This is a genomic window from Pseudomonas sp. CCOS 191, assembly GCF_001007005.1.
GTDB lineage: Bacteria > Pseudomonadota > Gammaproteobacteria > Pseudomonadales > Pseudomonadaceae > Aquipseudomonas > Aquipseudomonas soli.
Window position 1 is genome coordinate 3,722,651 of record NZ_LN847264.1, and the last position, 11,412, is coordinate 3,734,062.

The 11,412-nt window shown below is 60.6% G+C and carries 15 protein-coding genes; 14 read left to right on the plus strand and 1 reads right to left on the minus strand.

Annotation, left to right across the window (positions count from 1 at the left end):
* Window positions 1–593 precede the first annotated feature (593 nt).
* From CCOS191_RS16435 to CCOS191_RS16485, 11 genes are all read left to right on the plus strand, one after another.
* Complete coding sequence (locus CCOS191_RS16435) at window positions 594–1,133, plus strand: STY4534 family ICE replication protein (protein ID WP_046856133.1); 540 nt, start codon at window positions 594–596, stop codon at window positions 1,131–1,133.
* A 67-nt stretch (window positions 1,134–1,200) separates the two neighbouring features.
* A complete protein-coding gene (locus tag CCOS191_RS16440; protein WP_046856134.1) occupies window positions 1,201–1,458 on the plus strand; it encodes a hypothetical protein in 258 nt (85 codons plus the stop codon).
* A 62-nt stretch (window positions 1,459–1,520) separates the two neighbouring features.
* Window positions 1,521–2,015 (plus strand): JAB domain-containing protein, encoded by a 495-nt coding sequence (locus tag CCOS191_RS16445; protein WP_046856135.1) that lies wholly within the window; start codon window positions 1,521–1,523, stop codon window positions 2,013–2,015.
* Window positions 2,016–2,073: 58 nt separating this feature from the next.
* Window positions 2,074–2,790: a DUF5983 family protein gene (locus tag CCOS191_RS16450; protein WP_046856136.1), complete on the plus strand. Its 717-nt coding sequence runs from the start codon at window positions 2,074–2,076 to the stop codon at window positions 2,788–2,790.
* Between the two features lie 130 nt (window positions 2,791–2,920).
* The gene (gene pilL2 / locus CCOS191_RS16455) at window positions 2,921–3,439 is read left to right on the plus strand and encodes a PFGI-1 class ICE element type IV pilus protein PilL2 (protein ID WP_046856137.1); all 519 of its coding nucleotides are present in this window, start codon (window positions 2,921–2,923) and stop codon (window positions 3,437–3,439) included.
* Window positions 3,436–4,104, plus strand: coding sequence for a hypothetical protein (locus tag CCOS191_RS16460; protein ID WP_046856138.1), 669 nt, complete (start codon window positions 3,436–3,438; stop codon window positions 4,102–4,104). Before pilL2 ends, CCOS191_RS16460 begins: the two co-directional genes overlap by 4 nt.
* Window positions 4,105–4,114: 10 nt before the next feature.
* Complete coding sequence (locus CCOS191_RS16465; RefSeq protein ID WP_046856139.1) at window positions 4,115–4,831, plus strand: TIGR03759 family integrating conjugative element protein; 717 nt, start codon at window positions 4,115–4,117, stop codon at window positions 4,829–4,831.
* Complete coding sequence (locus tag CCOS191_RS16470; protein ID WP_046856140.1) at window positions 4,813–5,367, plus strand: transglycosylase; 555 nt, start codon at window positions 4,813–4,815, stop codon at window positions 5,365–5,367. Before CCOS191_RS16465 ends, CCOS191_RS16470 begins: the two co-directional genes overlap by 19 nt.
* The gene (locus CCOS191_RS16475; RefSeq protein WP_231867445.1) at window positions 5,364–5,825 is read left to right on the plus strand and encodes an integrating conjugative element protein; all 462 of its coding nucleotides are present in this window, start codon (window positions 5,364–5,366) and stop codon (window positions 5,823–5,825) included. The genes CCOS191_RS16470 and CCOS191_RS16475 overlap by 4 nt, the downstream gene beginning before the upstream one ends.
* Before the next feature lie 9 nt (window positions 5,826–5,834).
* Window positions 5,835–7,961 (plus strand): type IV conjugative transfer system coupling protein TraD, encoded by a 2,127-nt coding sequence (gene traD, locus CCOS191_RS16480; RefSeq protein ID WP_046856141.1) that lies wholly within the window; start codon window positions 5,835–5,837, stop codon window positions 7,959–7,961.
* A gap of 34 nt (window positions 7,962–7,995) precedes the next feature.
* Window positions 7,996–8,724, plus strand: a complete 729-nt coding sequence (locus CCOS191_RS16485) for a TIGR03747 family integrating conjugative element membrane protein (protein ID WP_046856142.1) — start codon at window positions 7,996–7,998, stop codon at window positions 8,722–8,724.
* Between the two features lie 42 nt (window positions 8,725–8,766).
* On the opposite strand, the gene CCOS191_RS28015 is transcribed toward CCOS191_RS16485, so the two are convergent.
* The gene (locus CCOS191_RS28015) at window positions 8,767–10,116 is read right to left on the minus strand and encodes a hypothetical protein (RefSeq protein WP_156177627.1); all 1,350 of its coding nucleotides are present in this window, start codon (window positions 10,114–10,116) and stop codon (window positions 8,767–8,769) included.
* A gap of 339 nt (window positions 10,117–10,455) precedes the next feature.
* On the opposite strand from CCOS191_RS28015, the gene CCOS191_RS16495 reads away from it, so the two are divergent.
* The 3 genes from CCOS191_RS16495 to CCOS191_RS16505 are packed head-to-tail and all read left to right on the plus strand — an operon-like array spanning window position 10,456 to window position 11,410.
* On the plus strand, window positions 10,456–10,791 hold the full coding sequence (locus CCOS191_RS16495; RefSeq protein ID WP_046856144.1) for an integrative conjugative element protein, RAQPRD family: 336 nt from the start codon (window positions 10,456–10,458) through the stop codon (window positions 10,789–10,791).
* The gene (locus tag CCOS191_RS16500) at window positions 10,778–11,017 is read left to right on the plus strand and encodes a TIGR03758 family integrating conjugative element protein (protein WP_046856145.1); all 240 of its coding nucleotides are present in this window, start codon (window positions 10,778–10,780) and stop codon (window positions 11,015–11,017) included. The genes CCOS191_RS16495 and CCOS191_RS16500 overlap by 14 nt, the downstream gene beginning before the upstream one ends.
* 15 nt (window positions 11,018–11,032) lie before the next feature.
* Entirely contained in the window at window positions 11,033–11,410 is a 378-nt protein-coding gene (locus CCOS191_RS16505) for a TIGR03745 family integrating conjugative element membrane protein (RefSeq protein ID WP_046856146.1), read from the plus strand.
* The last annotated feature ends 2 nt before the right edge of the window (window positions 11,411–11,412 follow it).

The following is an 11,412-nucleotide window of genomic DNA, read 5'->3' on the forward strand; positions in this document are numbered from 1 at the left end:
GTTTCCCAGGTGGATGACCCATGCGGCTTGTGCCAGGCCTCAAGGGTCATCCGCTTCGGCGACGATGCTCAACTCCGGTGCCCGCCGGCGAAACACTGGGCACCTTTTGTGCGCGGATGCGTGCCAGTTGATTCCGACCCAGGCCACGACAAGGGTCGGTTGATCAGGTGTATCGACAGCGGAGAGTTTGCGACGAACTCCGGTGTCACATCGCCGGATCAAAGGTGGTCCACCTCCTCCTAGCCTGATGACCGTCGGGCTATTTTTTCGCCACTGAAAATCCACTGAAAGCCACCGAATTCCGCCCGTCCAGACCATCCCAAATCCCCGGTTGACGGAGGGTTGGCTGCGTTTTATAGATGAGCTGCACACCGCTGTCGTTGACAGCACCCAGGCCGCCAGAACCTTCAAGGCTGCGCCCGATTCGGGTGGTTCTCCCCAAGTGCGACTCGCGCTCGGCAGCTCGCACGGTCACCGACCTGTCGGTGATGAGCGCCCTCTCTACCGATCATGTGTTTGCACCTACCCCTTGCGGAACTCACCAGCCGCCAGGGTCGGTGGATGTCCGCGTTCTGCTGAACAGGAGCTCCACCATGACCACTGCAAGCAATAACGCCCCCACCACCTACTTCAACCTGCACACTCAAGGCATTGGTTACCTGAACCGGGTCCGCGAAGTCCCGGTTCGCCGTGGCCAAGCGTTCATGGCCTGCGACATCGCCGCCTTGCACGGCGCCTCGGACGACGTTGAGTACACCCGCTTCGACTGCAAGGTCGCCAGCGGTGAAGCCGACCGGCTGATCCGTGAACACCTCGAAGACGTCCGCGCTGAACGCAAAGTCCTTATTGCGTTTCGCATCGGCGACCTCTGGGTAGATCCCTTCCTGTACGAGAAAGGCGAACGCAAGGGGCAACCCGGCGCCAGCCTCAAAGGCCGCCTGATCTTCATCGAGTGGATCAAGGTCGATGGCCAATTCAGCTACCGTGCGCCCGCCCGCACCGACGCTGCCTCTGACGCGATGGAGCCTGCGGAGGCGGATGGGGATAAGCCAAGTACTGACGGTGACTCCGATCAGCGCCTGCCAGCTCCGACCGCCGCCCGTAACTCCACCGCAACAACTCAATCTGCCTGAGGCAGTTTGACCGCCAACAACAGGCGCTCTTGGGAGCGCCTGTTGTTCATTCGCGTCGGAGGTTGCCATGGAAAGCTTCTGGCTCTGCAAAGACTGCCTGCAGGCGGTTGCTTACGACGACTTCAGCGCCGTGTCGCTGTATTACAGCGAGGCCGAAGTCGACCAGCGAGTCGCGCAGATGCGTGAGGCGGTGCAAGCGTTGCTGCCGCTCAGCGCTGATTTCGATCCGCACACCGGCATCGGCATCGATCCGTACTCCACTCGCCTCTGCGAAGCCTGCCATTCCACGTTGCACGGCGCCCGCCATCGTTTCACACGGCTGTAACCGCCTGATCCTATCCACCGGAGGCCCTCCCCCGAAGCGCTCCCGCACACGAGGTTCTGCCCATGAACACCCAACTGACCCTGGTCGAGCCCCTCGACCCCGCCGTAATCCAGCGCGCCCACGAAGATGCATTGATCAACGAAGCATTGCAGCTGCTGGACCAACGCTATTTCCAGCGCGGCGAAGTGCTCATGACACCCGCCGACGCCGCGTCTTACCTGAAGCTGCGCCTGGCGCCTTATCACCACGAAGTGTTTGCCCTGCTTTACCTCGATTCACGCCAACGCGTGCTGGACTTCGAGGTATTGTTTTTCGGCAGCATCGACGGTGCTTCGGTGTACCCCCGTGAAGTGGTGGTCAAGGCACTGGCACACAACGCCGCCGCAGTCATCCTCAGCCACAACCACCCCTCCGGCTGCCCTGAGCCCAGCGGCGCCGACCGCGTACTGACTACACGCCTGATCGAAGTGCTGGCGCTGGTCGAGGTCCGCGTTCTGGACCACATCATCGTTGGCGAAGGTCAGCCCCTGTCCCTGGCTGAATATGGCTGGATCTAACCCTCTCTCTCGCCACCGCCTGCATGGGGTGGCGTTCTCTTTTAATTGGAGCGCCACCATGCTCAACACAACCCCCAACCCCTTTGCCCGCGGCTTCCATGCGTTCTCCTGCGAGCGCGTGGTCCAGATCCACTACGACGACCAGTGCCCGCCCTGCTACCGCCCGCTGCACACTGCCCAGCTGGACTTGGGCGACGACCACATCAACTGTCAGGCCTGCGTGTTCGATGACGACTGTGCCGTCATCACGGAAGGCCAGGATGTCTCTGGGTTTCTTCGCATGCCGTTGCCCGCGGATGGTGTGGTTACCACCGTGCTGTACCAGGTCACGGCCGAGCGGTTGACTGGCTCGGTACACCTCGGCGACCTTCCCAGCCAAGAAGCAGCGGAGCACCTAATGCAGCAGCTGTCCTTTACCACCGGCCAGTACAGCCGCAGCTGGGAGATCAGCGCATCTCACCTACCGGCCGACGAGTACGCCTACCTTGAGCAGCTTGCCCGCAGCGAACGACCGGCGGGCTTCTTTGAATGTTTCCCATTGGTCAGCAACCGCTCCGTCGGCTGCAAGCTGTACTCGACACCCTGGCACCGCAGCGCTCACGTGGAAGGTCCCGGTTGCTCAGCAGCAGATGTCTGCACACGCCTGCTGGATGAACAGGTACCGCCAGTGTTGATGACCCTGTTGCTGCTGGCCGGCCAAGCCGACACGCGCTTTCTGGTGTTCGATCCCGATGCAGCCCCGTTGGCAGGACTGCCAGTGTTTACTGACGATTGACCCAAGGCGCCCTGCAGGGCGCCTTTTTTATGTGTTAGGTCAGTTAAACCGGGTGGGCAATTTCGGTTTTTCAGTGGGTGCACCTCGCGCGCGTTGCCAAGGTGTCGGCAACTTCTGTCGAGACCTGCTCATGCACACGCCCGTACGTCCTTACCTTGTCCTGATGCTCGCGCTGACGGGCTGCAACACGTCACCTGCCATTACCCCACCGATGGCGCCAGCCAAGGCCGTAGCCGCTCCGGCTACCCCCTCCAAGCCGTTGTCAGAGTCACCGGCGTGGGCCCGCCAGGACCGCTACACCCTGGTCAGCACGCGACCGACGCTGGAGCAACGCCAGCCATTGTTTCAGCTCATCACCGTGCAGATTTCACCGGCGCTGCACGCGACGGTCGGTGATGCCCTGCGCCACGTGCTGCAGCGCTCAGGCTACTCACTCTGTGCCAACCGCGCCGAGGTCACGACCTTGTTCAGTCACCCCCTGCCGGCCGCGCAGCACCAATTTGGGCCGATGGCGCTGCTGGACGCCTTGACCATCCTCGGCGGTCCGGCCTGGCGGCTCGTTATCGACCCGGTCGGACGCAGCGTGTGCTACGCCCTTCGCGCACCGGTGCCCGTCCCACCTCTCCCGCCTCTGGAGACCGCGCCATGAAGGTCCAACACTTTCAGGCCCTGGTGCTCGGGGCTCTGTGCCTCGGCGCCGCCGTTCTGGCCGCGGTGACCTACAACCACCAGCAGCAACTGACCGGGCTCTCGGTCGCTGCGGAAAATGCACCAGCCGATCCAGTACCCGCGCTGCGTCGGCATCTCGATGCACTCAGCGCCGACGTTTCGGCACTCCCAGCGCAAGTGAACTCGCTGGGGGAGCACCAGCGCCAGCAGGACGCGACCTTCGCGACGTTGAACAAACAGCTGGATGGGGTGAGCGCTTCGCTTAAGGCCATTGAAGCCCTACCTCGGGGTCCGACCAAGGCCGATCTGGTCACGCTAGAACAGCGATTGGGCGACGCCGAAACCGCGGTCCACACCCTCGAGGCTCGACCGGCTGCGACATCCGCACAACCCCAGCCTGCGACCCCTGCCAAACAGGCCGCCAAAACCCAAGCCCCGACGCCGCCCTTCACGTTGCTGGGAATCGAGACCCGTGGCGACGTCAGATTTGTCTCGGCCCTGCCGGCCGGCGCGCATGCCCTGTCGACCGTCCACCTGCTGCAGCCTGGTGACAGTCTGAATGACTGGCAGCTCATGGACATTCGCCGGAACCAGGCCGTATTCCAGGTGCCTGGCCTCGGTGAACGCTCGCTGCCCCTGCCTTAACGAGGTGAGTATGGTCCGGTTCACCACCCTCTCGCTGCTCCTGCTTCCCATCTTCCTGGTGACAGGCCCGGGGTGGAGCGCACCCGCCACGGTCGAAACTCAGCAGCAGTCCAGTGAGAGGGCCCCACTGCAACAAGCGCGTTCCGCAGCACAGGCCAAGGCCTGGGGCCTGACCGATGACGAATGGGCCAAGTTCGAGCGTCTGCAGAGCGGTCCCCGGCATTACTGGTCACCGCAACTCGACCCGCTGACCACCCTGGGCGTGGAAGCCGATTCGGACCAGGAGCGTCAGCGCTACGCCGAGCTGCAGGTGCGCCTCGAAGCCAAGCGTGCTGCGCGCGAACTGGCCTATCAGAAAGCCTATACCGCGGCCTGGGTGCGGTTGTTCCCGGGTTTGCTGCCGGTACAGGGGGTGAGTGATGCCGCAACCCCGTCGAGCAGCCCGCGCTATGCGGTGTTTGTGGAAGACCCGTGCTCGACCTGTGAGGCCAGCCTCCGCCAATGGCTGAACACAGGCATCCACTTGGACGTCTACCTGGTCGGCAGCCAGGGCGACGATGCGCGCATTCGGCAATGGGCACGCAAGGTGGGCATTACCCCTGCCCAGGTTGGCAGCGGCCAGGTCACCCTCAATCACGACCGTGGCCGCTGGTTCACCCTCGGCGCCAGCCGCCCCCTGCCCGCACGCTTTCAACAGGTGGAAGGGAAATGGCAACGCGTCGACTGAGCCTCGCCCTAGCCCTGCTTGGGGGGACGGCGGTCCACGCTGGCGGCCTGCCCCCGCCGGCCTACCAGTTGGCCGCCGCCCAGGCCGGCATCCCGGCCTCGGTGTTGTTCACCATTGCCCAGCAGGAGAGCGGTACGTTGCTGCGTGGGCAGCTCATCCCCTGGCCGTGGACCTTGAATGTGGCCGGCACGCCGCAGCGTTTCGCCAACCGTGACCAGGCCTGCAGCGCACTCACCGTGGCGCTCACCCGGCATGATCCCAAGCGCATCGATGTCGGCTTGGGGCAAACCAACCTGGGTTACTACCCCGAGCGTTACCCCACCGCCTGCGATGCCCTCGATCCACGTAGCAACCTCGCCGTCACCGCCGACCTGTTGCGCGAGCACTACGCCGACGTCGGTGACTGGATCGTCGCCGCCGGTCGCTACCACCGGCCTGCGGGTGGGGCCCCGGCGGCGCGCTACCGCATGCAATTCAGCCAGCGCTGGCAGCACCTTGAAGCCGCCACGTCCAGCCGTAGAGGGCCACGCTCATGATTGACGTACGCCGGGGCGCACTGATCTGCGGGCTGCTGAGTTCGTTGGCTGCCGGGGCATGGCTTGTGCCAACGCCCCCTGTCATGGCCGCTGAATCGGCCGCGCCGGTCGAACGGCCCGATCCACGCACACTGGACTGGGTGTTGCCGGTGCACAGCTCGCGCCTTACGCCGGGCGAGGTGCCGCGCAGAGTACTGGATCTGCCTGGTTTGGTCCCGCTGTTCCTGGTTGGAACGGAGGCCGCCTCATTGGCGTGGCTGACTCAGCACGCGCCAGCGCTGAAGCAGTTGGGCGCTAACGGCTTGGCCGTTGAGGTCCCCGATGCTGCAGGGCTGCAGCGCATCCAAGCGGTAGCACCTGGGTTGACCATCTGGCCAGTCAGTGGCGACGACATCGCCGAGCGACTGGAACTGGAGCACTACCCGGTACTGATCACACCGACCGGCCTGGAGCAGTGAGGTAGCGCCATGGGCGATCATGCGATGGAATCCCTGCTGCGCCCGGCAGTGGAGCTGTACACCGTGGGCATCTGTGCCGGTGCCGGCGCGCTGTGCCTGCATTCGCCCTGGGCGGTGGCGCTGTCACCGGAGGTTGGTGCCGGCATGGCCCTGGCCTACACCGCCTTCGGTCTCAAGCGCCTCAACGAGGCCCGTATTGTTTTGCGTTATCGGCGCAACATCCGCCGCCTGCCCCGTTATTCGCTGACCAGCCGACAGATACCGGTCAGCAGCAAGCGCCTGTTCATGGGCCGTGGCTTTCGCTGGAGCCGGCTGCACACACAACGCTTGCTCGAAGCACAAGACCCCGCACTGGCCCGCTACGTCAACCAGTCGGTCGCATACCAGTGGGCCCGCCGCCTGGAGCACCTCCTGGAAAAAGCACCGCCTGGGCTCTCCCTCCTGCCCCGGATGACCGCCTGGGACAGCCCATTCAACCCGGTACGGCCGCTGCCGCCAGTAGGCGGCTCACCGCTGTTGCACGGCGTCGAGCCCAATGAGCAGGAAGCCTCCTTGCCACTGGGCGAACGCGTGGGCCATACCCTGGTGCTGGGCACCACCCGGGTCGGCAAGACGCGTTTGGCCGAGGTCTACATCACCCAGGACATTCACCGACCAAGCCAGGAAGTGGTGATCGTCTTCGACCCCAAAGGCGATGCCGACCTGCTCAAGCGCATGTACGTGGAAGCGCGACGCGCCGGCCGTGAACACGAGTTCTACGTCTTCCACCTGGGCTGGCCGGAGATTTCCGCACGCTACAACGCCATCGGCCGTTTCGGTCGCATCTCGGAAGTCGCCACTCGGATTGCCGGCCAACTAAGCGGCGAAGGCAACTCGGCGGCATTTCGCGAGTTCGCCTGGCGCTTCGTGAATATCATCGCCCGGGCGCTGATCGAGCTCGGCCGGCGCCCCGACTACCTGCAGATCCAGCGCCATGTGGTAAACATCGACGCGCTGTTCATCGAATACGCCCAGCACTTCTTCGCCCGGCATGACCCGCAGGCCTGGGAGACCATTGTTGATCTCGAAGCTCGGCTCAACGAGAAGAACGTGCCACGTCACATGATCGGCCGCGAAAAACGCGTCGTAGCCATCGAGCAGTACCTGACTGCCAAGCGCCTCTTCGACCCGGTGATGGATGGCCTGCGCTCGGCGGTGCGCTACGACCGCACCTACTTCGACAAGATCGTCGCCTCACTGCTGCCGCTGCTGGAAAAACTCACCAGTGGCAAGACGGCCCAGTTGCTGGCACCCAGCTATGCCGACCTGGACGATCCTCGGCCAATCTTCGACTGGCTGCAGGTCATCCGTAAACGCGGCATCGTCTACGTCGGCCTGGATGCGCTGTCCGATGCCGAGGTCGCCGCCGCCGTCGGCAACTCGATGTTTGCCGACCTGGTCTCCGTGGCCGGGCACATCTACAAGCATGGCATCGACCACGGTCTCCCGAACTCCTCCAGCGCGACCGACAAGGTACCCATAAACCTGCACGCCGACGAGTTCAACGAGCTGATGGGCGACGAGTTCATCCCGCTGATTAATAAGGGCGGCGGTGCCGGTATCCAGGTCACCGCCTACACCCAGACCTTGAGCGACATCGAGGCACGCATCGGCAGTCGGGCCAAGGCTGGCCAAGTCATCGGCAACTTCAACACCCTGCAGATGCTGCGCGTACGTGAAACTGCGACCGCCGAATTGCTGACCAATCAGCTGCCCAAGGTCAACGTGCTGACTCGTACCCTGATCTCCGGCGCAACCGACACCGCAGATCCGGATGCGCATACAGATTTCACGTCGTCCTCGCAGGACCGTGTCACCACCTCGGCCGTGCCGCTGATCGAACCGGCGCACATCATCGCCCTTCCGAAGGGCCAGATGTTTTCGTTCCAGGAAGGCGGACAACTGTGGAAAGTGCGAATGCCGCTGCCCAAACCGGCCAGCGACGATGCGATGCCGGCGGATCTGCAGGCCCTGGCTGCGCGCATGCGCGAGTCCTACAACGCCAACGCAGGGAGTTGGTGGACCAGCGCTGGCGGCGCACCGACAGTCGATTTCGATCCCGAGATGCCACCACCAGGACATAAACACGCCCCGTGATCCTCTGGCCGCCCGCGAACACCTGGGAGCTTTTATGCCTACAGCCCCATCCAACCCGCCTCAGACACAACGACGACCAGGCCTGATCTCCGGCACGCTTGAGCTGTGCCTGCGATTGCTCGGCCTGCTGTTTGCTTCCCTGCTGTTCTCCATCCTGCTGGAGTTCGTGGGCATGCTGTGGTTCTGGCCAGAACAGGGCTGGCATCACAGCCATACCATGTGGCTGAGTGAACTCGGCTGGCTCAGCAACCACTTCAGGAGCTCACTGCTGGTGCAGGAGCCGGCGCAAGCAACCGCGAAAATCCTTGAGCGCCTTAACGATTGGGTTGTGGTCCGCTCAGGCTGGGCACAATCCGACACCCACCTGAAGACACTCAGTCGGGAGTCGTCGCTGCAAGGACAGCTTGCTCAAGCTTATGCCGCAGGGCAAGACTACCTGCTAGCGGCTCTGTTCACGGTTTTCACCTTCGTGGTGCGCTTAACCGTTCTCACTTTGGCCACGCCACTTTTCTTGCTTGCGGTGCTCACTGGCATGGTCGACGGGTTGATGCGCCGAGACCTGCGCAAGTTTGGGGCGGACAGGGAGAGTAGCTTTGTCTATCACCGAGCCAAACGAACATTGTTGCCGCTAATGGTCAGCCCATGGGTAATCTACCTATCCCTGCCCTGGTCGCTGAATCCCAACTGGGTGCTTCTGCCATGCGCAACGCTTCTTGGTTGCATGGTCGGAGTCACTATCACCACATTCAAAAAGTATCTATGACGCGAACGAGATGCCAGACGTCATCCACCCAATCGAAATTAACTAAACCTTTTCAACGAGCCTAATCGGCGATCTAGATATACAATCTTTACAATCAACAACAATAAAGCTTTCTTTAACGTTTGCGTGCACCGCATTAGACCCACATACAGGGCAGCTAAAAACTGATGCCATTGAAGAAACCTCAACCTTTGGCGCCGAGAGGAAATAATCATCTATCTTCCCGTATGACCCACCATCCTCCGCTCGCAAAACCAGATCAAAAACCACTTTATTTAGCTCTGACCTAGGATCGCTCGAAAGATAACGTTTAGACGTCAGATCCCAAGCCTCTCTCTCAGCTTTAACACCATACTCCTCCATCCTTCCCGGCATTATATTTGACGCCTGCGTCTTGCTAATGTTGCCACCCAAGTAGTAATCATTAGCCCTGCGAGCCGCCAGATATGCAAAATAACAAATCACAGCTAGACTATAATTTACCAACAGAACCCCAACAACATCCCTACCTTTTTTCTCAGCACTAAACGGCAAAGACAATCGATCACATTGATAATTAATTTGCCGGACAGCTTGTTCTACAAGAATATTTTTTGCCAAGGTTTTCAGTTGGTGTGCGTCGAAGCCCGTAGCCGGAACAGACAGATCCTTAAGGATCGTTCTCTGCACATCCTCCAACGGAGCCCTTCGGCCATCTTGGATTGCAATATTCATGATCCAGCGAACGCCAAATACATTTGCCGACTCGACATTATTAGAGTCAAATGCTGAGACTGGGGACTCTGGGTCGACTGCAAGAATACGACGCCGGTAAAGCAGCACCAAAATCTCATGCTCCAAGCTTTGAGAAGGTGCAAACCAAACATCCCTACCGCGCTCAGCAACAGACTTGACAACCGAACGATTTAAGTCTGCCTGTGCATTCACCAGTGCCAAGAGATAGCATTTCTCTTCAAGATCCAGTTTTTCATACCTAGTAGCCTCGCCAATACGAGGTTCCCAACACTGAAAAACCTTCTCACGAAATAGCCTTTCCTTTTCCTCTACGGCATTTTGCTGGGCTATTTTACAGGGCCCGCACGCACAGAACCTCTGCCTGCGCCGAGAACCAACCGAATAGTCTTTATGATCGCACCCTTTGCAAAAACCAACCGTATCACCAGATGCAATATCACCCTTACTTTTTCGCCGCTCATACATTTGCAGCTCACAATAAGGGCACGAAACACCGGCCAATTGCACTGGCGGAAACACCTTTACCAGGCTATTAGGCGAGATATCAATTTCATATTCATCAACCAAGTCAGAATTGCGCTCACCCGATATATAACGCCGATACAACTCTTCAACCTGCTCATCAGAAAGATGCGAAATTTCAGGCTGGTGTTCCATTTTCAGACTCTACAATAAGTTAAAACTGCGAATTCTAGCTCATCCCACCTCAGGACAAAACCGCCTTGACTTTTCAAGAAAGTTCAGCAGACACAGCTTCGACGATCGGGAAAGCGACCCGACAAGGGAGCTAGCTGACGTGAGCCCTGACTTTGCGAGCGAGAGGATCATTCAAGATCTCGTAATGCACTCATCTCATTTCGCATCCCAAGATGACGCCATACCGAAGTCGAGAAGAACCCAGCGAGATATTTCGAGAGAACGCCTTTCCTTTTATCTCAATACCTAGGTCTTTCTGCCTCGGCACCATAGCGGCCAGACACAGCTCTGGAGGTCGTGATGGCAAAGCACTCTCACCTATTGATGATCGCCTGCCTAGTAGCATTTACGGCGAATGCGCAGAACGTTCCTGAGCGCGACGACTTGGGGCTAGTACAGCGGCAGATCACTGCCATCGAACTCTTGGCCGACCGCGCAAGCACCGACTCAGTCGATGATGCTGGAGCCCGCTATCGCTTCGATTACCCGAGGTTCGTTGCGGACCTTGAGCGTGTGCGTCAAGGCATCCAAAAATACTTGTCGCCCTCCCGCGCGCAGCCGACTGACCTGGTCGAACTGGCCGGCCAGTACCGTGCTGAAGTGCCTCATTCGAGCCGTTCCGATGAGCATGACTGACGCCCAACTCAGCGCATTCTCGGCCGTTGCCGGGTTTACCCCGCAGCTGAGCTCGGTGTTGTGGCGCTCATCGGTGCTGGTACTGGCGTTGCTTTGGTGTGCCTGGGCGCTGTGGACCAGCTACCGCGGTTGGGCGGCCGGCAACCTCAATTTCGGCGCTCTGGGTGGCAGCACGCTGCGCCTGGCCCTCGCCTTGATCGTGCTGATGTTTTTCATGCTGTCGTAACCAGGAGACCCTGCCATGAAACTCTTCCGTCGCTGCCTCCTTCCACAGCTCTTGCTGCGGGCTACCTATACAAACGTACTGTTCGGCGGCTTGGTGCTTCTCTGCTCGACGTTGGCCAGGGCTGATCTTCCGACCATGGAGGCACCGTCCCGCGGGGAAGGATCGGGCCTGATCGACACTATCAAGAACTACGCCTATGACGGCGGCATCCTGCTCGGTCTGTTGATCGCCACCCTCGCCTTCCTAGGCGTAGCCTGGCATTCGCTCACCGTTTATGCCGACGTGCAGAACCAGCGCAAGACCTGGAAGGATCTCGGCGCCGTGGTCGGTGTCGGCGCGCTGCTGGTCGTGGTGATTTTGTGGTTCCTCACCAAAGCCGCCACGATCCTGTGAGG

Bases quoted from the DNA above. Each gene is read 5' to 3' on its own strand.
- traD (WP_046856141.1), top strand. From the start codon at position 5,835: ATGGGCGATCATGCGATGGAATCCCTGCTGCGCCCGGCAGTGGAGCTG.
- CCOS191_RS16475 (WP_231867445.1), top strand. From the start codon at position 5,364: ATGATTGACGTACGCCGGGGCGCACTGATCTGCGGGCTGCTGAGTTCG.
- CCOS191_RS28015 (WP_156177627.1), bottom strand. From the start codon at position 10,116: ATGGAACACCAGCCTGAAATTTCGCATCTTTCTGATGAGCAGGTTGAA.
- CCOS191_RS16465 (WP_046856139.1), top strand. From the start codon at position 4,115: ATGGTCCGGTTCACCACCCTCTCGCTGCTCCTGCTTCCCATCTTCCTG.
- pilL2 (WP_046856137.1), top strand. From the start codon at position 2,921: ATGCACACGCCCGTACGTCCTTACCTTGTCCTGATGCTCGCGCTGACG.
- CCOS191_RS16435 (WP_046856133.1), top strand. From the start codon at position 594: ATGACCACTGCAAGCAATAACGCCCCCACCACCTACTTCAACCTGCAC.
- CCOS191_RS16500 (WP_046856145.1), top strand. From the start codon at position 10,778: ATGAGCATGACTGACGCCCAACTCAGCGCATTCTCGGCCGTTGCCGGG.
- CCOS191_RS16495 (WP_046856144.1), top strand. From the start codon at position 10,456: ATGGCAAAGCACTCTCACCTATTGATGATCGCCTGCCTAGTAGCATTT.
- CCOS191_RS16470 (WP_046856140.1), top strand. From the start codon at position 4,813: ATGGCAACGCGTCGACTGAGCCTCGCCCTAGCCCTGCTTGGGGGGACG.
- CCOS191_RS16505 (WP_046856146.1), top strand. From the start codon at position 11,033: ATGAAACTCTTCCGTCGCTGCCTCCTTCCACAGCTCTTGCTGCGGGCT.
- CCOS191_RS16485 (WP_046856142.1), top strand. From the start codon at position 7,996: ATGCCTACAGCCCCATCCAACCCGCCTCAGACACAACGACGACCAGGC.
- CCOS191_RS16450 (WP_046856136.1), top strand. From the start codon at position 2,074: ATGCTCAACACAACCCCCAACCCCTTTGCCCGCGGCTTCCATGCGTTC.
- CCOS191_RS16440 (WP_046856134.1), top strand. From the start codon at position 1,201: ATGGAAAGCTTCTGGCTCTGCAAAGACTGCCTGCAGGCGGTTGCTTAC.
- CCOS191_RS16460 (WP_046856138.1), top strand. From the start codon at position 3,436: ATGAAGGTCCAACACTTTCAGGCCCTGGTGCTCGGGGCTCTGTGCCTC.
- CCOS191_RS16445 (WP_046856135.1), top strand. From the start codon at position 1,521: ATGAACACCCAACTGACCCTGGTCGAGCCCCTCGACCCCGCCGTAATC.